Annotated in this window: 20 protein-coding genes; 10 read left to right on the top strand and 10 right to left on the bottom strand. The window is 44.9% G+C overall.

The genetic code is table 11. The features are described from left to right. Positions 1-567: 567 nt before the first annotated feature. The gene (locus tag P1P86_15440) at positions 568-1,683 is read left to right on the top strand and encodes a hypothetical protein (GenBank protein MDF1576578.1); all 1,116 of its coding nucleotides are present in this window, start codon (positions 568-570) and stop codon (positions 1,681-1,683) included. An 81-nt stretch (positions 1,684-1,764) separates the two neighbouring features. Here the strand turns inward: P1P86_15440 and P1P86_15435 are convergent, their stop codons facing one another. Beyond that, positions 1,765-4,023, bottom strand: a complete 2,259-nt coding sequence (locus tag P1P86_15435; protein MDF1576577.1) for a DUF5916 domain-containing protein — start codon at positions 4,021-4,023, stop codon at positions 1,765-1,767. 129 nt (positions 4,024-4,152) lie between these two features. Next, positions 4,153-4,698, bottom strand: coding sequence for a 1-acyl-sn-glycerol-3-phosphate acyltransferase (locus P1P86_15430; GenBank protein MDF1576576.1), 546 nt, complete (start codon positions 4,696-4,698; stop codon positions 4,153-4,155). A gap of 171 nt (positions 4,699-4,869) precedes the next feature. On the opposite strand from P1P86_15430, the gene P1P86_15425 reads away from it, so the two are divergent. The 6 genes from P1P86_15425 (at position 4,870) to P1P86_15400 (ending at position 9,416) form a co-directional block, all read left to right on the top strand. Continuing rightward, entirely contained in the window at positions 4,870-5,457 is a 588-nt protein-coding gene (locus tag P1P86_15425; GenBank protein ID MDF1576575.1) for a Crp/Fnr family transcriptional regulator, read from the top strand. 80 nt (positions 5,458-5,537) lie between these two features. Next, positions 5,538-6,317 (top strand): flavodoxin family protein, encoded by a 780-nt coding sequence (locus P1P86_15420; protein ID MDF1576574.1) that lies wholly within the window; start codon positions 5,538-5,540, stop codon positions 6,315-6,317. A gap of 38 nt (positions 6,318-6,355) precedes the next feature. Continuing rightward, on the top strand, positions 6,356-6,955 hold the full coding sequence (locus tag P1P86_15415; protein MDF1576573.1) for an NAD(P)H-binding protein: 600 nt from the start codon (positions 6,356-6,358) through the stop codon (positions 6,953-6,955). Next, positions 6,952-7,203 (top strand): hypothetical protein, encoded by a 252-nt coding sequence (locus P1P86_15410; GenBank protein ID MDF1576572.1) that lies wholly within the window; start codon positions 6,952-6,954, stop codon positions 7,201-7,203. The genes P1P86_15415 and P1P86_15410 overlap by 4 nt, the downstream gene beginning before the upstream one ends. 135 nt (positions 7,204-7,338) lie before the next feature. After that, positions 7,339-8,103: an exodeoxyribonuclease III gene (locus P1P86_15405; protein MDF1576571.1), complete on the top strand. Its 765-nt coding sequence runs from the start codon at positions 7,339-7,341 to the stop codon at positions 8,101-8,103. A 152-nt stretch (positions 8,104-8,255) separates the two neighbouring features. After that, positions 8,256-9,416: a saccharopine dehydrogenase C-terminal domain-containing protein gene (locus P1P86_15400; GenBank protein ID MDF1576570.1), complete on the top strand. Its 1,161-nt coding sequence runs from the start codon at positions 8,256-8,258 to the stop codon at positions 9,414-9,416. A 119-nt stretch (positions 9,417-9,535) separates the two neighbouring features. On the opposite strand, the gene P1P86_15395 is transcribed toward P1P86_15400, so the two are convergent. From P1P86_15395 to crtI (P1P86_15365), 7 genes are all read right to left on the bottom strand, one after another. Beyond that, positions 9,536-11,269, bottom strand: coding sequence for a fasciclin domain-containing protein (locus tag P1P86_15395; GenBank protein MDF1576569.1), 1,734 nt, complete (start codon positions 11,267-11,269; stop codon positions 9,536-9,538). Between the two features lie 252 nt (positions 11,270-11,521). Further along, positions 11,522-12,478 carry a tocopherol cyclase family protein gene (locus P1P86_15390; protein ID MDF1576568.1) on the bottom strand — a complete coding sequence of 319 codons (957 nt, stop codon included), beginning with the start codon at positions 12,476-12,478 and terminating at the stop codon, positions 11,522-11,524. Continuing rightward, on the bottom strand, positions 12,475-13,212 hold the full coding sequence (locus P1P86_15385; protein MDF1576567.1) for a hypothetical protein: 738 nt from the start codon (positions 13,210-13,212) through the stop codon (positions 12,475-12,477). Before P1P86_15385 ends, P1P86_15390 begins: the two co-directional genes overlap by 4 nt. Beyond that, the gene (locus P1P86_15380) at positions 13,212-14,306 is read right to left on the bottom strand and encodes a glycosyltransferase family 2 protein (protein ID MDF1576566.1); all 1,095 of its coding nucleotides are present in this window, start codon (positions 14,304-14,306) and stop codon (positions 13,212-13,214) included. Before P1P86_15380 ends, P1P86_15385 begins: the two co-directional genes overlap by 1 nt. Further along, positions 14,303-14,926, bottom strand: coding sequence for a lysophospholipid acyltransferase family protein (locus P1P86_15375; protein ID MDF1576565.1), 624 nt, complete (start codon positions 14,924-14,926; stop codon positions 14,303-14,305). The genes P1P86_15380 and P1P86_15375 overlap by 4 nt, the downstream gene beginning before the upstream one ends. Beyond that, positions 14,917-15,573 (bottom strand): carotenoid biosynthesis protein, encoded by a 657-nt coding sequence (locus P1P86_15370; GenBank protein ID MDF1576564.1) that lies wholly within the window; start codon positions 15,571-15,573, stop codon positions 14,917-14,919. Before P1P86_15370 ends, P1P86_15375 begins: the two co-directional genes overlap by 10 nt. After that, the gene (crtI, locus tag P1P86_15365; GenBank protein ID MDF1576563.1) at positions 15,570-17,042 is read right to left on the bottom strand and encodes a phytoene desaturase family protein; all 1,473 of its coding nucleotides are present in this window, start codon (positions 17,040-17,042) and stop codon (positions 15,570-15,572) included. The genes P1P86_15370 and crtI (P1P86_15365) overlap by 4 nt, the downstream gene beginning before the upstream one ends. A gap of 101 nt (positions 17,043-17,143) precedes the next feature. Here crtI (P1P86_15365) and crtI (P1P86_15360) point away from each other — a divergent pair, with 101 nt between their 5' ends. The 3 genes from crtI (P1P86_15360) (at position 17,144) to egtD (ending at position 20,663) form a co-directional block, all read left to right on the top strand. Then, complete coding sequence (gene crtI / locus P1P86_15360; protein MDF1576562.1) at positions 17,144-18,619, top strand: phytoene desaturase family protein; 1,476 nt, start codon at positions 17,144-17,146, stop codon at positions 18,617-18,619. After that, the gene (locus tag P1P86_15355; GenBank protein ID MDF1576561.1) at positions 18,606-19,439 is read left to right on the top strand and encodes a phytoene/squalene synthase family protein; all 834 of its coding nucleotides are present in this window, start codon (positions 18,606-18,608) and stop codon (positions 19,437-19,439) included. Before crtI (P1P86_15360) ends, P1P86_15355 begins: the two co-directional genes overlap by 14 nt. A gap of 222 nt (positions 19,440-19,661) precedes the next feature. Next, the gene (gene egtD, locus P1P86_15350) at positions 19,662-20,663 is read left to right on the top strand and encodes an L-histidine N(alpha)-methyltransferase (GenBank protein ID MDF1576560.1); all 1,002 of its coding nucleotides are present in this window, start codon (positions 19,662-19,664) and stop codon (positions 20,661-20,663) included. A gap of 58 nt (positions 20,664-20,721) precedes the next feature. Here the strand turns inward: egtD and P1P86_15345 are convergent, their stop codons facing one another. Further along, the gene (locus P1P86_15345) at positions 20,722-22,254 is read right to left on the bottom strand and encodes a sulfatase (GenBank protein MDF1576559.1); all 1,533 of its coding nucleotides are present in this window, start codon (positions 22,252-22,254) and stop codon (positions 20,722-20,724) included. Between the last annotated feature and the right edge of the window lie 143 nt (positions 22,255-22,397).

Below are 22,397 nucleotides of genomic sequence, written 5' to 3'. Positions count from 1 at the left end.
ATACAGTATCATTTAAATATATATTCGAACAAAGTGTCATATTTATTAACAAACTATGGTTTAATTGTTTATAAGATCGGGGCGGATTATCGATATTCAATATTATATTATGTAAACACGTCAATGTAAGTTATATATACAGTATTCAGTAAAGAATCGGACAAGATAGCATTGTCTGTAAACACCTGTATTACAGGCTTTATGAAGGCAAATTGAATATATGTAACAAGTGGGTAGTACGCTCAATTAATTCTGTGAAAACCTATGCTCATTCTTTATTTCCATGGGTCTGACTTGAAATAATCGTGAAAGGATTCCCACATAAATCTAAGAGATATGTTCCATTTTTAAAACTATGGTACCGGGAGATTTACTTTTCATAAGGTCCTGAAGATTCTTTCGCCCGCCAGAGGTAAATGTTAGTCATGACTGCGGGCCTGCCGGTTTGAATGAACTAAAAGGAAAGCCGGAAGTCATTTTTAACTAACTTAGTTCGCAAATCCTTAAGCAGACCTATGATTATGCAAGGTAACGAAAACGGATACATTCTGTGAAGAACAAGGATTTATGACAAATGAGACCGCTATGAATACAACTTTTAGAAAAGGGGTAAGATACATTTTGCCTTTTATTGCCATAGGTCTGCTATTATTATTATCCTGTGACAGAAGATCTGAGGAATTTACGAATATAAAAGGCATATATGGAAGTCCCAAGCCCTTCTGGGATAAAGGGATGACCCTTAAAGAATTAGGGGTAAATGCAATTTTTGTGCATAGCGGTTCAATCAACCAGGATATTTTTAATAAGGCCAGGTCTGAGGGCTTAATGATATTTGCTGAATTTGCCACATTGAATGGTAAAAACTATGTAGATAAACACCCCGAAGCCTGGGCAATCAATGAGCTTGGAGAGAAGGTTCAGGCAGCTACCTGGTTTATGGGTGTATGTCCCACTGAGCCAGGTTTCCGGAAGTACCGGTATGATAAGCTAAGGGAATTGCTTTTGAAATATGATCTGGATGGCGTATGGCTGGATTATGTGCATTGGCATGCCCAATTTGAAGATCCGGAGCCCATCCTGCCTGAGACCTGTTTTTGTAATCATTGTCTTACATCTTTTTCGGAAGATACCGGGGTCAAACTGCCGGATGGAACCATTCCGGAGAAGGCACAGTGGATCCTGAATAATAAGGATGACCTCTGGCGCGACTGGCGCTGTCAGGTTATATATGATTGGACGGTGGAAATGAAAAGCCTTATGAAGGAGATTCAACCAGAGGCACTCCTTGGACTTTATCATTGTCCCTGGGATGATGAGGAATTTTCTGGTGCCAGACACCGGATTCTTGGTTTGAACTTTGATTTATTAGAAAAATCTATTGATGTTTTTTCTCCGATGGTATACCATGCCAGGATGGGAAGAACACCTGAATGGGTTTCCGAGCACATACTTTGGTTATGCAATCGGCTAGATATTAGAAAAGGATCCTATCCAAAAGTATGGCCAATAGTACAGGCGCATGATGATCCAAGCTTTATAAGCAGTGAAGAATTTAAAAAGGTACTTCGATATGGATTAACGGGAAGGTCCAGTGGGGTAATGATGTTTACGAGCTATGCAGTAGCTGAAAATGAAGGTAAGACAGAGGTGATGAAAAATGTATATACTGCAAATGAATAGCGATAATTTTATAACTCATAAGCAAAACACTTTCTTCAAAGCTTGAAATTGACCTCAAGCAGCAGGTATTGATTTAACCGCTTATAATATAAAGGTATGGGTATATTTCAGCATTATGGTCTTGCCATGAAAAGGCGGATGCCCCACTATTTCTCTACGGTCGATGAAACTGCGGAGATCATTATATACCAGGTAAAAATCATTGCCTTCCCGAGGATTATATCTCAAACGGAAGTTTCCGATAAATTCATCTTCCGTGTTCACATACTGGGCCATGAAATTTGCTGAAAACTTGGTGCTGATCATGACCTGTGCCTTTATGTTGAAGGCGTGAATATTGAGCAGATTATTGCTTTCTCTGTCCGGGAAAGCGAGGTGATTATACTCGTAACCCGGAGAGAGAATGAAGCTGGAAGAAAAATTCAGATTAAATTCAGACTGAAAGCCGTATCTGTTGCCGTCATAGAACTGTCCGGCATACACATCACCGCGGACCGAGATCCGCTTGGCTTCGGAAGTTCCGAATCTGCCCTCAAAGCCTGTAAAGGTATATTCTCCTGCCTCAATGATAATACTATCTGATAAATTGAAATCATAGAGGACGCCCTCCCAGGCCGTTTCCGTGGAAATCTCTGCATGTATACCATTCTTTGTGTTGATCTCAAATCCTGGAGAGATTTCCATGGATTCGAGGCCTCCGTCCTCAAGCCTGACAAACCGGGCCCCCCTGATATTCAAGTTGTAATTGAACAATCTGGATTGATCGCCGGGAATCCAGCCATACAGGAATCGGGTACTACCACCATGAACCCCGTTGCGCATAACAAAACCGATCCCGGGATTAAATTGTTGCCCCGAATAGCTATAATCCAAGTCATAGGCAAACCCCTCCTCGGACCTGCGCTCCCACTTGAACAGGAAAAATGAGGGATCCAGAGATGACAGCTTACTGTCAATCTCGGTATCGTAGCTTTGAGCCCATTTGACATTCAGATAATCATCCCCGAACAGCCTGAATATTCCATCCACCCCGTAGGAGAAATTTTGTTTTCCGTCCATCCCGATACGGGAAGTAAAGATTCCCCCCACGTAGGAGTTGGGATTGATCACCTGCCGTCTCATCCGGATCACTCCAAAATTCTCTCCGGCGATCTCCTCATGGTGTGCGGTTTGCATATCCAGCAGGCCCATGTCCCATTTCCCGACCCTTCCTGTGAGCCTTGCTCCCCCGTAAATCCTGATCTGCTCTCCGTCCACCAGGCCGATATTCCGGGAATAGAACAGGTTATCGGCCCGGCCCCCCAGACTAAAATCAAACAGGCTGGATCTTTCCTGGAAAAATTTCCGTTTTTCCGGGAAGAATAGAGAATACCTTGATAGGTTCACCTGCTGGTCATCAGCTTCAACCTGGGCAAAATCCGTATTGGCAGTTAGATCCAGGGTCAGGTTGCTGTTGATATTATATTTTACATCCAGCCCTGCATTGTATTTGGGATAATCATTTTTTTCGTAATTAAGCCCCTCTTCATCTTCCACCCATTCCCTTGAAAATCCGCCAATTGCATAAGGAGATATATACACCGGCCTGGTGGGCCTGGCTCCTGAAATTTCCACTTTGTGGGCTTGTGATGGCTTATTGGTTGCCATAAAACCATATTTCGTATCGATGGGAGGATAGGTGTCGGTCTCATTATTGGCACTGATGTTCCGGCTGATAATCAAGCCCATGGTGGCCACATCATTTTCCGGTTTGAATTTCAGGCTTGAAAAGGGGATCCTCATTTCCACATACCAGCCCTGATCATCCCGGGTCGCTTTAACGTCCCAGAAAGTGTCCCAACTGATATTCATGCCCCCTGGTCCACCCGGGCCTCCTCCGCCTGCTGCATCATTTGAAATCGCATAATCGGTGCGAAGCCCTGTGGGGGCCGTAAAGAACGCCAGCCCGTTTTCGTTATCGTTGTACGAATCCAGCACGACTCCAAAGGCATCATAATCAAACAACATCTCATCTCTTTTCTTTGAAGCAGCATAGATCTTTGATGCATCCTGCATAAACAGTTTTGCACCGATCCACAGGAATTCGTCATCATACCCGATCCTCACATCACTTTTTTCTGAGGGTTCGTTCCCAAAATTAGGCCTGTGCATGGTTAACTGGAAATTTTCAATGGATTCCCAGGCTGCCTCATCCGGGATTCCGTCGAATTCAATGTTAGAAGTCAGTCTGCGGATCTGGATATTTTCCTGACTGATCACAGAGGTCTGAAAACAAAAGACAAATACAGGGATCAGGAGTCCGGAAAAGTTCTTAATCAATCTAACTGTCACTTTTTCCATAGGTCATGGGATTAGCTCAATTTATAGCTTTGATAGAGATAGGGGCTGAAAGTTTAACTGGAAGATCGAAAAACTGTAATTTAGCCAAAGAGCTACAATCCGGGCTAAGATATACGGCGAGTTTTCATATTAAGCCTGCAGGACAAACTGTTCGGGACATTTACCGGTTACATCTTTATACAGGGAGTTGATCTGGCTTTTAACGGACTCATAATCTCCGACTTCGTAGATCACGTCTTTGATTCCCATCTCTTTCTTCTTATAATCCAGGTATGCAACGACAATGGGTACTCTGGCTTTTAATGCCATGTAATAGAATCCTTTATTCCAGTCCGGAACCTTTTTGACCCAGCCCTCCGGAGATATTACAATATGTAATTCTTCTGCATGGTTCAATAATTCAGCAACCTGGAATATGGCATTTTTATCCTTGACACCCCTGACCGCGATGGAACCGAATTTCTTCATCAGGATATTCATGGGAAAAAAGAATAATTCCTTTTTTGAAAGGAACAGAAATTTAATTCCCAATTCTGTAATTCCCAATTTCCCGTATAAGGCATCAATATGGGCAGTGTGAGGGGCAAAAATGATTATGGACTTCTTTATATCCGGAAAAACACCTTTTATCGTCCATCCCATTCTTTCTAAAATCCTGCCTGAAATTGTCTTCATCATACCCTTCTTAGATGGAAATATCCATTTGTCCACCATATTTGCGAGGTCAAATTTAGGAAACATTTCAGAAGTGCGTGATGTTGTTTTTGTTTTTGACGAATTTCATTCTATGACAGCCTTCTTTTTTTAGTCTTCAGGCCCTTCCCTTTCTCCGGTTTTGATTAAATTATGCCTTCTTTCAATTCCTTGATGGTGGATTTCAGAGAGAGACTCATAGAGCATTATGGTTTTACGGACCGGGACTGGGAGGAAACGGTTTCCAGGTTCAGGCCCGAAACCCTGCCTGCCCGGTCTTTTTTCCTGGAGAAGGGACAGGTAGCCTCCAGACTGGCCTATCTGAGGTCCGGAATGATGAGGTCGTTTTTTTACGATGATCAGGCCAATGATATAAGCACTCATTTTTTCCGGCAGGGAACGGTAGTAATCTCCATGAAGAGCTTCAGTGGCCAGGTGCCGTCCAGGGAGAACATCATCGCCATGGAGGATTGTGAGATGGATGTGATCACCCATGCGCAGATGCTGGAGCTGATGGAAAAGGTTCCGGCCTGGAGGCAGATAGCTAAAGACGTGGACGAATTTAAATATAATGCCCTGATGAACCGGTCCATTCAACGGCAGACGCTTACAGCCTCCGAGCGCTACCGGCTCTTTGTGAAAAAATACCCCGATATTCTACAAAAAGTGGCACTAAAACATATTGCCTCCTACCTGGGGATCGATATTGCCACACTGAGCCGGATCAGAAGATCCATATGACCGTTTTTTTGACTTTTGTCAAATAATCCCCCCGGAAGCTTGCCGTAATTTTGCTGTATCAAACATTTAAAACCATTAAGATGAAAATTACAGCATTTGTCGGAAGTGCCAGAAAAAAGCACAGCTACCAGGCCGCTGAGAATTTTTTGAAGCATTTACAGTCGCTGGGCGATGTGGAATACGAGGTTGTTGCCCTGAGCGAATATAATCTGAAACTCTGCAGGGGTTGCAAACTCTGCCTGGATAAGGGGGAGGAATTATGCCCCCTGCGGGATGACAGAGATCTCCTGTTAAACAAAATCACACAATCAGACGGCATCCTTCTGGCCAGTCCCAACTATTCTTTCCAGGTATCCGGGGTGATGAAGGTTTTTCTAGACCGTTTTGCTTACCTGTTCCACCGTCCCCGGTATTTCGGGAAAACCTGCACCAGTATTGTGGCCCAGGGGGTATACGGGGGTCATAAAATTGTAAAATACCTGGATTTTGTGGGGAATGCCCTGGGATTTAAGGTGGTCAGGGGCCTGGTCATAAAGACCCTGGAGCCGATGACAGAAGAAGCCCGTCAAAAGACAGATCGGGCCATAAAAAAACAGGCCGGGAAATATTATGCGAAACTAAAAAAACAGGAGTATCCCAAGCCTTCCCTTTTCAGGCTGATGCTTTATCGAATGAGCCGGAACAGCATGAAAATGATGCTGGATGAGAACTTCAGGGATTACACCTACTTCACCGAACAGGGGCGGTTTGAGTCCGACTATTATTATCCGGTCAACCTGGACATTTTCAGACGGGCCATGGGCAGATTGTTTGATTTTGCAGCAAGGAAAATGGCGGTCCGGTCTTCACCGGAGAGCTAAGCCCTATCATCTGATAATTAAGTAAAAAAAAATCAAAAATGGGAAAAACAAAAAAAATACTGGTGATTGGAGCAAGTGGCTTGTTAGCAGGTCCGGTAATCAGGAGACTCGATGAATACGGATTTGAGTTAAGGCTCTTTTCCATAAGTGTGAATCCTTCCATGTTCATAAATGAATATGATATTGTTCAGGGCGACCTTTTTGATCCGGCCGACCTGGATAAAGCCATGACCGGGTGTGATGCCGTACATATCTCCGTTTCGGGGATTAATGAGGTGAAGGCCACCGAGGCCATCTTAAAAGTAGCCAGAGAGAAAAAGACCGGGCGCATCAGCATGGTCTCTGGCTGTACCGTTTCGGAGGAGAACCGTTGGTTCCCTTTTGTTGACGGGAAGTACAGGGCAGAGCAGATGATTAAACAAAGCGGGATTCCTTATTATATTTTCAAACCCACCTGGTTTTTTGAGTCGCTCGGGATGATGGTCCGGAACGGAAAGGCAAGCCTCCTGGGAAAGCAGCCCGGTCTTTATCACTGGGTGGCGGCAGATGATTTCGGGAAGATGGTGGCCACTGCTTTTCCACCGAGGGAGCCCAGAACAATACTTATTATGTGTATGGTCCGGAGCAGTACAGGATGAAAGAGTTGCTGGATGCCTATTGCAAGAGGCTGTATCCGGAGATTAAGGAGGTGACTGTTAAGCCCCTTCCCCTGCTTAAAATCATAGCCTTCCTGACCCGGAATAAGAAACTGAAATTTGCCGCCTCCCTGTTTGCTTATTTTGAAAAGGTGAAAGAGCCGGACATTCCGGAACCGAATCTGGTCAGGCTGGGGAAGGCTGAGACAGACTTTAATACCTGGATTACTTCCAAATATTCAGAAAAATGAAAGGGGGATATACATCAGAGCCATTCAGTTTTAGGAGGAAAATAGTAGCGGCTTCAGCGGCAATGACTGCCGCGAAAAGCGGATTTTACTTGAGGATAGATGCCTGAGAATTCTTATTTTGTAAAAAAGAAGAAAATGAAAATTGTCTCCTGGAATGTAAATGGTCTTCGGGCTGTGGCCAAAAAGAATTTTTTTCAAGACTTTAAGAAAATGGGCCCCGATATTTTGTGCCTGCAGGAGACCAAGGCCCAGGATGACCAGGTGGCGGATGTTTTTTTCGGCTTGGAGAATTATGAAGTATACTCCAACTCGGCCGAAAAAAAGGGATATTCGGGAACGACGATTCTAACGAAAGTCAGGCCCCTGAGTGTTTCCCGCGACATGGGGATGGAGGAACACGATAAGGAAGGTCGCGTTCTTTGCCTGGAGTATCAGGCCTTTTATCTGGTCAATGTTTATACACCCAATTCCGGAAACGATCTAAGGCGTCTGGATTACCGGCAGAAGTGGGACCTGGCTTTTTTCAATTTTCTCAAAAAGATGGAAGAGATAAAGCCCGTGATCGTATGCGGAGACTTTAATGTGGCCCACCGGGATATCGACCTGGCCCGTCCAAAGCCCAATTACAATAAATCTGCCGGTTATATGCAGGAGGAGATCGATGGAATGGATCGTTATACCGGCGGAGGTTTTGTGGATACCTTCAGGCATTTTTATCCCGATGCGCGGGAAGCATACACCTGGTGGAGCTATCGTGCCGGAGCCCGCGGCAAGAACGTGGGCTGGAGAATCGATTATTTCCTGGTAAGTTCCTCCGTTATCCCGGCAGTAAAGAGTGCTGCCATTCTTCATGAAGTGCCGGGTTCGGATCACTGCCCGGTACAGATTACACTCGGATAGGATTCTTTAAAAGCATATATTTACCGGATGTTTGCCAAGCGCACAGTGAAGACGGAGGAAATGCCCTGGGTTCTTATTCCTGGCTTGTGATTTCCTTTTTTTCCCCGGCTTTTCGATTTGTCAAGTATTTCCAACTATTTAAACTTTATCAGATGAGTAAAATAATTGTACTGGGCGCAGGAATGGTAGGGAGCGCCATGGCCATCGATCTGGCAAAACAGCACCAGGTGACCCTTACAGATAAAAACCCGGATGTACTGAAGCGGGTAAAACAAAAATGTGAGAATCTAACCATCCTTCAACTGGATGCTACCCGCTTAGAAGAATTGCAGCGCACTGTAAAACCATATGATCTGGTAATAAATGCCGTACCCGGATTTCTGGGTTTTAATACTTTGAAAGACATTATAAAGGCAGACAGGAATGTCATCGATATTGCTTTTTTCCCGGAAAATGCACTCGAACTGGATGCCCTGGCAAAAGAACACGGGGTAACGGCTATTGTAGATTGCGGGGTGGCCCCGGGAATGGATAATGTGATCCTGGGTTATTACAATGAAATCATGAAAATCACCGATTTTGAATGCCTGGTGGGCGGGCTGCCGAAAATCAGGAAGTGGCCCTTCTGTTATAAAGCGCCCTTTTCCCCCATCGATGTGATCGAGGAGTATACCCGCCCGGCCAGGTATGTGGAGAACGGGAAAGTAACTGTACGGGAACCTTTGACCGATTGCGAGTATGTGGAGTTTGATAAGGTGGGTACCCTGGAGGCGTTTAATTCGGATGGTTTGCGATCCATTATCCATACCATGCCTCATATTCCGAATATGAAGGAGAAGACCTTGCGTTATCCCGGGCATGTTGAATATGTAAAGGTTCTTAAAGAGAGTGGATTTTTTGATACACGACCGGTTAATGTAAACGGAAACCTGGTTTCGCCTCTGGATTTTACCAGTCAGATCCTTTTTAGTGAATGGAAACTGGGTGAAAAGGAGGAGGAGATAACGGTCTGGCGAGTTATGCTCAAAGGTGAAAATGCTAAAGGTCAAAGGGAAGAAGTGGTTTACTCCATGCAGGATGAGTACTGTCATGAGACGGAAACCTCCTCCATGGCACGCACCACCGGATATACGGCAACTGCTGCCGCCAATATGTTCCTGGATGGCCTGTTTAAGGAAAAAGGAGTATTCCCGCCGGAACTGGTGGGTAAACATAAAGCTTGTTTCGATTATTTCCTGAGCTACCTGGAGGAGAGAAATATACATTATGTGAAAAGCACTCGTGTAATCCAGGGTGGTGGTTTTGCAGGCTAAGCCTGTACACAAACTCGGTTTACACAGTAAAGATTTTAAGCGACGAGGGGGTAAAACGAAAATGAGGCCGTACCTTTTGAAACGGCCTCTCATACTATTTTGCTAATTTGTACTGAACCTTATTGTGGAAGTAAAACTTCATCAATCACATGCACCACTCCGTTGGTTCCCTGAACATCTGTGGCGATAACCTCAGTGCTTCCGTTAATGGTTACGGATTCGCCCAGTACAATGCTAATCGCTCCATTCAATGTTGTCACATCGCCCTCAGACAGGTCGCTCGAGAGCACGTTGCCTGAGACTACATGGTATTGAAGGATGGGGATAAGTGTTGCCGCATCGATCTCCTCGATTCCACTGACACCCAGAGCGACATATAATTGAGCAAAGGCATCATCGGTAGGAGCAAAGATGGTAAACGGACCTGCTTCACTTAAAGTTTCTACCAGGCCAGCCTTTACCACAGCTGCCACCAATTGTGTAAAGCTGCTGTTGTTAATGGCGATGTCCACTACAGAGGTAGGGCTAAGTACGCCATCAATCACATGGATCAATCCGTTGCTGGTTTCAACATCAGCAGCAGTTACATTTATGTTTGCATTTAGTTTTACGCCACCATCCACTTCAACATAAAGGGTAACCGGGTAGCCTTCCTGAGCTTCATAAATGGTATTTACATAACCCGTTGCAAGACTACCTGACAAGGCCTTCGAACCAAGTACATGGTATTTCAGGATCGGGGCCAGGGCCTCTGCTGTCAGATCTTCAAAAGCCAGATTAGCGGATTCAAGAAATGCTGCAAAGGCATCGTTGGTTGGAGCGAAAACTGTAAAGGCACCATCCATCATAAAGGTACTTGCCAGATTGGCTTTCGCCAGGGCGGCTACCAGTGAGCTGAAATCGGCGAGTCCCATGGCAGCATCCAAAATACTCTGATTGTTAATAGGCAGAATAAGCTGATCAATCACATGGATCACCCCATTTGTTCCTACGATATCAGTTGCAATCACATTTGCTGAACCATTCAGCATAACACCCATATCAGAAACTTCTACGACGATCTCAGGATCGGATTCATTCAGAGAGTTTATGATCCCGCTGGAAATCTCATCGGAATATACAGGGCTTCCAAGAACGTGGTATAAAAGGATGGGGGTCAGATCAGCAGGAACATTATCTCCCAGTGCTGCAAAAGCGTCGTCGGTGGGAGCAAATACAGTGAAAGTTCCAGCGGCGTCTGAAAGCGTTTCTGCAAGGCCGGCACCGACCACAGCTGAAACAAGGGTTCCAAAACTACCATTCTGAACGGCAAGATCAACCACATTCGGAGGAAGCAGAACTGCATCAATGGCGTGTATGACCCCGTTGGAGGCTTCGATGTCGGCACTGCTAACATTGGCAGAACCATTAATGGATACACCCATACCGGTTCCAATATACATGGACAGAGTTCGTCCCTGAGCCGGGCTCAGTGAAGAATAATAACCATCCGTAATCATGCTGGAGCTTTTTGTTTCACCCAATACATGATAGAGAAGGATAGGCTTCAGGTCTTCGGCAGAAATATCGGAGATTCCTCTTACTCCCAGAGTAGTAAACAATGCATTAAAAGCATCGTTTTCAGGAGCAAATACGGTGAAATTACCGGTATTGCTTAGAGTTGAAACCAGATCAGCTTTGATCAGAGCTTCAACAAGAATACTGAAATCTTCATTGTCTGAAGCGATTTCAGCGATGGATAAGAGTTCGGGCGTGGGCTGATCCATGGGATCATCATCTTCCTTTTCGCAGGAAGAGAAAACAAACAACGCAGTCACAAGGGTAAGCGTTATTAAATACTTTAATTTTTTCATGGTTTCAAGTTTTAATGTTTGATTTGGACATTAAACACCCTGTGTGGGGAAATGTATAATAAAAACAGATAAACATTAAACAATAATATATTATCAAACCAATGAAAATGGGAGTATAACTTCTTCTTAAATATCAAATAATTAAGAGATTATGGGGATACAGGAGTTTTGTGCCAGAATGAAATGTTTAACAAAAAATTAACAAATGTTAAACACTCCTTGGCTTCGATGGAACTCTTATTCGCAGGCAGCTTAAAAATAATCCAGTATTTTTTCAATCAATTCCATGCCGGCTCTGCTGCCTTTGTCGTGGAAATGTGTGTTTCCTGAAAGGTCGCTTAATTTGAGTTCTATGCTTGCATCCACACTCTCCTTTATGATCCTTGTCATGGATCCGAGTTCTGGTGCTTTAAGCAAACCGGCCTGATTGTTCAGGGCTTCGATTTCCAGCCTGTATTTCCTGTTGCTTATTCTTATATGAAGCAAATTACCGGAATATTCCAGTTTTTCAATTTTTGCATTTGACCAGGTGGACAGGTTGATAAGCCTGTCTTCGAGTTTAAGAAAGGAGATAAATCCAATGAAGTAACTTCCCAGCCAGGGTATTTTTGCCACTGAAAAAGTAAAGGACGCCCGGCTGGAGTTGAATGTGTTGCAGTGAAGCCAGATCCAGGATTCCGGAAAGGAGGTTCCCCAGTCTTTTTCAATATAACCGCTTCCGCCATTAAAATCCACGTATGAATCGTCAATGTAAAGACCTCCTGTAAGCTGGTGAAACATGGAAACCACCCCGTGTTTGCATTCCATGAAGGGAACAAAGGAGTACCATCCCATGATGCCCGGGTTTAAAGTGGAAGAAGGATATTGTTCCATGGAGGCATATGAAATGTCCCCTGTGATTTTCCAGGATGTATTCTGCAACTTCAGGCTGATGCCCTCTTTGGTGAAACGGGATTTCCCTATTTGAACATTTAACTCTTTTCCCGAGGCTGAAAATTCCTCCACACCAAATTCATATACCTGCGACTCCGCTGTAGAACCGTTCAGTACCTGGATAAAGGCATGACGCCCATTCGAAGAGAGTGATATCCCCGGAATAAAGGACCATACCTGTTGCTTGTCGGCCGATACATGTTTGAAATACCATCCTTCGAAATACTTCCTGCGGGCGAGCAATCCCTGGAAAACCCATGGCCTGAATACCTTCATGGAGTCTGACATTTTGAATAGAGATCTTTCCGGATCCAGTTTGCAGCGGGCTCATATTCAAGCAACTGCCTGTATAATTTGCACGCAGGCTCCTGCTGTCCTGTCTCTGCGTATGCATTAGCCAAAAGCAACACGGTGTTTATATAGATCCAGTTGCGATCTGTTTTCAGCTTACTTTTTTCCAGTAACTGCACCCCTTTTTCGTAGTATTGAATGGCTTCTGTTTTCGAACCTCCCAGGAATTTAGGGGTGTAAAACTTCATGTTGCCCATCTCCGTATTGCAGTTGAAGCAGGTATTGGACGACTCATAGGCCGTGTTAATATATTTTAGTGCTTTAGGCCCAAGGAACATGGAGCTGAATTTACTCAGAACAATGAGGTATCCCAGCAATGCCCCCTGCAGGGCAAGTACATCGGGCCTGCCATTGAGCGATTCCTCCAGTTGATCACTAAACTTCATAGCATCTTTCAAGGCCTCTTTCGCATCATTATCCCTTTCCTTGCTGATAAGGTATCCGATATATCCATAATACGCAAAGCAGAGATCATACAGAAGTGTTGGATTGTCCGAACGTTCATACTCTTGTTTCATTTCTGAGAGAATCCCTTTCCATTGATCCATTCTTTCCCCAATGTAAGAGATATATAGCCTATGGTTATATGCATTCCGATCCTGCCCCCTGGCAAGAGGAACCAGGACCATCAGAAACAGGATGAGTATTATTTTTTTCATTAAAGTTCGATTTTTCTTCCCTTCCACTCCAGATTTCCTCTGGATTTTTGTATCAGCGCCAAAGATACCATTCGCAGAAAACTTATATGCTGCAACGGAACCATCAAAAGGTTCAGAACTACATTCTGATGACTGGCCAGGGCGATCAACACCCTGCTCAAGATAGCGACTCCCAGTGCAGGAAAGAAATATGGAAGCGACCACAGCGCAATAAAGAGCAGCCCAAAGCTTGTGAATAGAATATAAAATAATGTCCATATGAGTCTGCCCGAGAAAAAATGCAATACATTTTTTGAAAAACCCTGGATGGCCTCGTTGTATGAGGAATACATCCGGCACTGCACCCGCAAATCGCCCAGGACTGTGGCACAAGGGAAAGCATTCTTTTTATATAAGCGCATGATTTCTATGTCTTCCACCGGGCTTGACCGGACTATGGCATGGGGCTGCAGCTTATGATATACATGGCCTTTGAACATCATAAACTGACCATTGGCTGCTGAAAATGACCTTCTTTTGCTAAAATGCACCAAGGGTAAGGGTAATAGCGACAGCAAAATCCAGTTCATCACCGGGACAGTAGCCCTTTCGCCACGAGACATAAGGATCTGTTTGGGAAATATGGAGAGCAGGGCAAGTCTATTTTTTTTCATGTAACCAGCCATGCAGGAAATGATATCTCCATGAATCTCCATGTCAGCATCCAGAAACAGAAGAATTTCTCCTTTGGCTTTTCCTGCCAGCTGATGGCATGCATAATTTTTACCTGTCCAGCCAGGCTTAAGGTTGTCCCCTTTAAACCATGTGATTTCCGGATGTTTTTGGGAATACTCTTCCAGAATCAAGGCGGTACTATCGGTGGAATGGTCGTCACATACAAGAACCTCCAGGTTTTTATAGTCCTGTTTTAACAGACAATCAAGAATCCGGGCCATATGTTTTTCTTCGTTTCGTGCCGGAATCAGCACAGAAATTTTACGGCTCTCCCTGCAGGGAAATTTTCCGGGAGTGAAATGGAAAAGGAAATTTACCCCCACCACCAAAAATCGAAGTCCCAGAAAACCAAGGGACAGATATGCCAGCAGGACGATCATATCAGGTTTTCGTTTTGTAAGGAGATACAATCAGAATGAAAGCGGTTAAATGCTTCTTCCAATGGCTTTGCCAGGAGGTCTCCCTGGTAAGATAAGGTTCTGATAAACAGTGTGGGGGAGACTCTGGAAAAATAATCCACCAGGTTTATATTAAACAGTACCTCAGGGGGAGAATCACATTTTGCCAGGATCTTTTCGACTCCTTTGGCAAAACGAAAATCTTTATGGTACAGGCTCTCGATTTTTCCCTGGGGGAACATCAGTAACAAATTTTCCTTTTGAGAGAGAATTTCAGCAGAGTAAAGGATGCTTTCTACCGCCGACCTGGAGGACTTTTCCACCGAGAAGGCACCGGCCTTATTCAGGAACATTCTTTTTTCAAGTTGCTCCCGGAGCATCATCACATGAAATTTCTTTTTTAAATATTTGTAAGACAGATAATTACCAATGAACCCATCCCACCAGCTGAAATGATTGGCTATCAGAAGCACCGGTTTATCAGTTGGACAATCATCCAGTTCTGTTACAATACCACTGAAATGCCTTTTTAGCATCCTGGAAGTATACCACCTGAAAAAGGTCGTATGAAAACGAGTATGTCTGGAGCGGATTATTGCCAAAACAGTTGATATATTGCGACACTGATGATGAAAAAAGCAAGTTGGTAGAGATATCCATGAATGGCCACTTTCCTTTTTTGCCCGGCGATGGAGGGGTAGGCCAGCAGGCAGAAAAGGAAAGATATGATAAACCAGCTAATATAATTTTGCAGGGGAGGTTCAGAGCTTTGCCAGGACCACATATCACTCATAATCGCAAATTTCTCTATGAAATAATCACTTCCGGTCATGATCAATGCTGCCAGGAGGCTTACCAGGATTCTGCCAAGGCCTGTTAATGAGGCCAGCGCCAATCCCCCATAAACCATTATCACCCAGTTGATCCCAATGATAAGGGGTACACCGGCTATTTTTTGACCCAGGGTTCTTCCATATTCATAGACCCCAAATATTTTACCGGTAAGAACTCCGGCTAACTCGACTCCAAAACCAGCCAGGAAGATGACCATCATGACCAGCCATAATCTTCGATCCCGTTTGCTGTGGTAAAGAAAGTAGATGGTGACCAGGAGAAGCGGAGAAAAGGGAGTTAAGTAACGGAACAGGTTGTGAGAAAAAGGGAGTGCAAAGCCGACTATTCCAACCAAAAACCATGCCCGGAGGATGGATAGTATTTTAGACTCGCCTGGCAATTTTAAAGTTCTCATTGGCGATTAAGATACGATTTCACCTCCTCTTCCACAATTTTTGCCGAAGCAAGGCACAGGGGAATACCTCCGCCCGGATGCACGCTTCCTCCCACGAAAAATAGATTCTTTATACGTCTTGAAAAGTTGGGATGACGATTAAATGCCGACATGGCCGAGTTGGAGCTGTTCCCGTAGAGGGCTCCAGCCGTGGAGAGGGTCATCTGCTCAATGCTCACCGGTGTGGCAACACGTTCAAAATCAATATTTGAGCTGAGATCGATGCCGTGGGCTTCAAGTTTTTTGAATATATGTTTTCTGGCAATTTTTGTCAGTTCGTCCCAGTCTTCTCCCCGGTTATAAGCTGTATTGATCATGACAAAGAGGTTGCTGCAACCAGTGGGTGCGTCCTCCTTGTTTAACAGGGAGCTATTGTATACATAGACCGTAGGATCTTCGTAAGGAAAGGACTTTCCTCTGGGGGAGAGAGACCGGAACTCTGCCCTGTAGTTCCCCGAGAAAAAGATGTTGTGAAGATCGAGTTGATCAAAACGGCTTTTGACTCCCAGGTAAAAGATCATGGCAGAGGTGGAGAGTTTCGGTTTTCTTACTGTTCTGGGATTCCTGTATTTGGGTAGCAGGCTTTTCCAGGTTTTGAAAATATCCCCTCCTGAAACCACCAGGTCGGCCCCAAAAACTTTCCCATTTGATTTAATGCCGGTGGCTCTTTTATTTTTCACCAGGATTTCTTCCACCTGGCTGTTAAAGTGAAAAATAACTCCTTGATCCAGAGCGAGTTGATAAAGATATTCCACGATAGGATAAATACCACCCTCAGGAAAAAAGGCTCCCAGATTGTGTTCCAGGTGGGCAATCATATTCAGGGTGGCAGGAGCCTTGTATGGGTCGGAACCGTTATAAGTTGCATAACGGTCGAATAATTGTATAGTATGTTCACTCTGAAAGGCTTTCTGGTTTAGCGCATGCATCGACCGAAAAGGATTGAATTTCATCATTCCGCTTAGCACACCCAGATTGTTTCTGGTGAAGAGTTTGGTAAGCCGGTGAAATGCAGAGAAGAGGAATACAGGGGAACTCAGATTATAGAGACTTTCTGTGTCGGCCAGGTATTTTGAGATCCGCTCTGGATCTTCACCGGCCACCCGGGCCATTTCTTTTGCGAACCGGGCTGGATCCGCCGGTGCTTTAAATACTGTTCCATCGGGGAAGAAATACCGGGAGATAGTATCCAGTTTTTGATATTTTAATCTTTTGCCTGAATTTGTCGAAAGCTCATCCACAAGTTCGGGAAGCGTAAACAGTGATGGCCCGGTATCGAAACGATATCCATTTTCATTGATTTGACCGATTTTTCCGCCCGGAACGCTGTTTTTTTCAAAAACAGATACTTGATGTCCCATAGCAGAAAGCCTGATGGCCGTGGCCAGTCCGCCAGCACCGGAACCAATCACGATGGCAATTTTACCCATATGCGATCTTTTTAAACTTCTACTTGTTGTATAAAGTTAATCATACTTTTAATAGGATTCAGTATGGTATTTTTTGTACTTTGGAATTCCATTTTTCTTAGATGAAAGCACTAATTATTGGAACAGGGATAGGAGGACTTTCTACGGCCCTTCGTCTGGTCAGGCGTGGTTATGAGGTAGAGATGGTGGAACAGTTTCGGCAAGCCGGGGGGAGGCTGAACCAGGTAAAAAAGGATGGATTTCTATTTGATATGGGTCCCTCCTTTTTCAGCATGAGCTATGAATTTGAAGAGCTGGCCAGGGATGCCGGAATCGATCTCCCCTTTACATACCAGGAGCTTGATCCCATCTATTCGGTCTGGTATGATACTCCTGGCAAGACCTTCAGAATATTTAAGGATATAGAAAAACTGGGAAACGAATTCCGGGATTATGAGTCCGGGTTTGCAGAGAAGATGCAGAAATATCTGGCATCCACGGGAAAATTATACCACGATACAGAGGGTTTGATCATCCGGCGGAATTTCGATTCCCTGGCCGCTTATGTAGGGGGCCTTCTAAAAGTACCCCCCGGGCATTTGCCCAAACTGGGCAGGAACTTCTGGCAGGAAGTGAGCAGGTATTTTAAATCGGATGAAGTGCGCGAAATTATTTCCCTGGTCTCCTTCTTTCTGGGCGGAACACCTTTTAATACTCCTGCGGTCTATACCATGCTTTCATATACCGAGTTTGTTCATGACGGCTATTATAATGTCGAAGGAGGGATGTATAAAATCACGGAAGGTTTTGTGGATCTGTTGCAGAAGAGCGGGGTAAAGATTTCTTACAATACAAACATCACAGCTAAGCTTTCGGAGGGCGACAAAATCACCGGTTTTACGGATGACCAGGGAAATCATCATAAAGCCGACCTCTTTATAGTGAATGCCGATGCGGCGGTTTTTCGCTCGAAGGTCTTAGAGCGTAAAAAATACAGTCCCGGCAAATTGGATAAGATGGACTGGACCATGGCACCCTTAACCATTTATCTGGGGCTTGACCAGAAGGTGCCTCATATAGATCACCACAACTACTTCCTGAGGAATAACTTTAAAGAGTATTCAAGTAAACTATACAGAAATAAAGTAAGCCTCGATCAGCCCTATTATTACGTGAATGTAGTATCGCGCTACAACAGCAATGCAGCCCCCGGGGGAGGAGAGGCTGTATATATCCTGGTCCCTGTACCTGACAGGCGCTACCGGCCCGATTGGAGTGACCGGGAAGAAATTGCGGATTCCATTATTGAAGATCTGTCAGGGAGAATAAGGTATGATATCAGGCCCCATATTGTTAGCAGAACGGTTCTCTCACCTGTGGAATGGGAAGAGCAACTGGATTTGTACCGGGGCAGCGGGCTGGGGCTGGGACACAGGCTTGGACAGATGGCCTGGTTCAGGCCTTCCAACAAAGATGAGCAGTTTAAGAATCTGTTCTATACAGGATCGTCTACGGTTCCCGGAACCGGAATCCCCATGGCGGTTATAAGTTCCAGGTTGGTAACTGACAGAATCGATAAGGCCTATGGATCTTTATAGCACGACCTCGCTAGCCGTAAGTAAAACCATTACCAGGGCCTACACCAGCTCCTTCTATGCCGGGATGAAACTGCTGAGCAGGGAAATGAGAAAAGCCATTTATGCGATCTATGGATTTGTAAGGATTGCTGATGAAATAGTGGATAGCTTTCATGGACATGATCAAGAACGCTTGCTGAAGGAGTTCAAAGCAGAAACATTCCGTGCCATTGAAAGGGGTGTCTCGGCCAATCCGGTGCTGCATAGTTACCAGAGGGTGGTAAATCAATATCAGATCGATCGTGCTCTGACCGAGAGTTTCTTTACCAGTATGGAGATGGACCTGGTGAAGATCAATCATGATCCGGAAAGCTATAACCAGTATATTTACGGGTCGGCTGAAGTGGTAGGATTAATGTGTCTCTCTGTGTTTTACCCGGATGATAAAGAAAGTTATAATGCCATGGCAGAGCCAGCCCGCAAGCTGGGTGAGGCTTTCCAGAAGATTAATTTCCTGCGGGACATCCGGTCTGACAGGGATGAACGAAACCGGATCTATTTCCCGGGCCTGGAGATTGATTCCTTTGACCGGGATATGAAGCGGACCATCGAAAAAGAAATAAAGGCTGACTTCCGGGAAGCGCTATCCGGTATCCGGAAACTTCACAGGGAAGCGCGTCTTGGTGTTTATCTGGCCTACAGGTACTATTATCAATTGCTCCTGAAAATTGAGAAACTAAGTCCCGAACAACTGCTATCCGGCAGAACCAGTGTGGGTAAGAGAGTCAAATACCTGCTGCTTCTGAAGGCTTATATCCGTTTCAGATTAGGGCTGATCTGATTAGTTAAAAAATCATTTTTAAACACTATAGCCATTTGTATGTTATTCATGGAAAGAGTTTATCTTTTTTTTGTATATGAGTTTTCAGAACATCTCGATCACAGAACTTAAAAAACGATTAGGCGGATTTTCTGTATTTGACAGTGGATGGTACGAATGGAGCAATGATCCGGCTAATCTCACCGGAACAGGAATTCCAGAGAGGAATTATCATATCAGGGCATGAATTACGTAAACGAAGATACAGTCACATTAAACAGGATTTCCATTACCAATCTTCTGCAGGAAATTGGCCTGGATGAGGTAAGAATGGAGATCGCAAGTGGATTGAAGGCACCACAGAAAGCCATCTCCAGCAAATACTTTTATAACCGGGAAGGCTCCCTGCTGTTTGAAGAGATTACACATCTCGAAGAGTATTATCCAACTCGTACGGAGAAAGGAATCCTGCGAAAGATGGCGCCGGATTTTATGAACCGTTATCCGGCTTATGATTTAATTGAACTGGGTCCCGGCGATCATTCCAAGATATCGATATTACTGAATGCCCAGGCTGGTTTGAAACGGCACTCCGCCCGTTATCTGCCCCTGGATATCAGTCAGCCTGCCATCAGGAGCTCCGCAGAACAACTGGTAAGCATATTTCCCAATTTGCAGGTGGAAGGCTATGCGGTTGATTTTATGTCCCAACGCGATCTGATCCGGCGTAAACAACCCACTGTGATCTGCTTTTTTGGAAGTACCATTGGAAATTTTGAAGGGGAAGAATCCCTGATTCTGCTGAAAAATATCAGTTCTCAGATGAAAAAGGGGGACGTGTTGCTGCTGGGGATGGATTTAATCAAACCCGAAGCGGTGCTTCACGCCGCCTATAATGATGCCCGGGGGGTAACCGGGGCTTTCAATAAGAACATTCTGACAAGTGTCAACAACTTGATCAAGACTGATTTTCATCAGGGTGATTTTGATCATCTTGCCTTTTTTAACAAAGAGAAATCAAGGATGGAAATGTACCTGGTGGCAAACAGGGATATCAGCATACATTCGCCACACTTACAGGGAGATTTTTTTATGAAGCGGGGCGAAACCATTCATACAGAAAACTCGCATAAATACAGCGCTGAACATATCCGGGAAATAGCCCGTTTTACAGGTATGCAATTAAATCATATCCATACCGATGAGTTGGAATGGTTTGCTGTCGCAGAATTTCAGAAAGTGTAATCTGCCTGCTTTATGGGTTGACCACTGCGGGAATCCAAATTGATCCTTAAGTGACTTATTATTCCACTGAATTATAATACCACTCCGGGGTTCCAAACCAATCGTGCATCTCTTTTTCAAAAGGAACGATAATTTCTTCAGGTTCCGGCCACTCTCCCTGGTCTCCGGTTTCGGCGATCCATGTATCCAGGGCTGCTCTAAGCCGGTGCAGGGCTGCCTGGTGCTCGGGAATATCAGATTCAGCCAGGTTGTAAATCTCATGGGGATCACTCCAGGTATCATATAACTGTTCATAGGGCAAAGGTTCCATAAGTTCGGCTGCGGCCCCGGTCAGCTGTCCGGCCGCATGGAGTTCCCGCATCAGGGGTTTTACTGCAAAACATTTTTCCTTATACCGGTTCAGAGAGGTAAAACCCTGTCCGGGCATAAAGTTTCTCATATAATGGTAGCGTTCTTCCCGGACCGAGCGGATGCGGTTTACCGTTTCGTCGATCCGGTCGCGGGCACTGAAGGCGTAGGTCCGCGGTCGATCGGCATGCTCCCCCAGGAAGACGCGGCTCTGCATACTTAAGGGGCGGGGTATCCCGGCAATCTGCAGGGTAGTAGCGGTGATATCCAGCAGACTGATGATCTGGTCACTAACCGTTCCGGCCTGGTACTGAGGAGGAGCTTCCAGCTTCTCCGGCCAGTAGACGATCATCGGAACACGAAGACCTGTATCCCAGCACCAGTGTATGCCACGCGCATCCAAACGGCCGTTATCACCAAAAAAGATGATCACTGTATGTTCATCCAGGCCCTCTTTCTGTAATTGTTCCAGAATATGGCCCACGCGTATATCCATCCCTGAAACAGAGTTGTAATAGCGGGCAAGTTCCTGGCGGGTAATCTTTTGATCCGGATAATAGGGCGGAACCGGAACATTCTCCGGTGTGGCGATTTGAGGGTGATCTTTTTCCCCCACCCACTCGACACGCTCTTTAGAGAACGTTTGCCGGTCATAAATATCATATTCGATTTCAGGTGTATTGATCGTGGCGAAAAAAGGCTGATTGGACTTCAGGGTGGACCAATTATCCGAGTCGTAGATGGGTCCTTCATTCACAAAGTTCAGATCCAGCTTGCCCGTTCCCACGATTCGATCCCCTATGCTCGTAATATTGGCTGTATAATATCCTGCATCAGCAAGTCGATGTGTTACCGGCCGCACACCGTCCGGAAGCCGGTAATCATCCTTACGGTGGGAACGCATGTTGTGGGTGCCTGTGGTGGTTTGATACATGCCTGTCATAAAGGCTGACCGGCTCGGTGCACAGACCGGACTGGTAGAGAAAACATGGGTGTATACCATACCGTTCTTTCCCAGCGAATCAAGGTTGGGAGTGGCCACCAGCTTCTCTCCGTATATTCCCAAATCCAGGTTCAGATTCTCCCCCACGATCCAGATAATATTTGGCTGGATCGATTTCGGAAGCGGATTCAACTCCCTGGTTTCAGTGTTTACAGGCTTACAGGCGATCCCTGTAAATAAGGCCAGGACTGCAATACCAAAGATGCAGGATTTTCTTTGAAAAACTAATGGAGTGTACATATCTGTTCGTTTTCAATTATAAATGTAGGGAGTTTTGACGTATCTTGGTATATCTTATTATTAATTATTAAAGTTTCGCACTTATTCTTTAAGCACATGATTTCAACCAATTACGGTTTGACTTCATATGATATGTGTTAGTA

The sequence above is a fragment of the Bacteroidales bacterium genome, assembly GCA_029210725.1.
Lineage (GTDB): Bacteria > Bacteroidota > Bacteroidia > Bacteroidales.
This window is presented reverse-complemented; position numbering and strand designations above follow the sequence as displayed.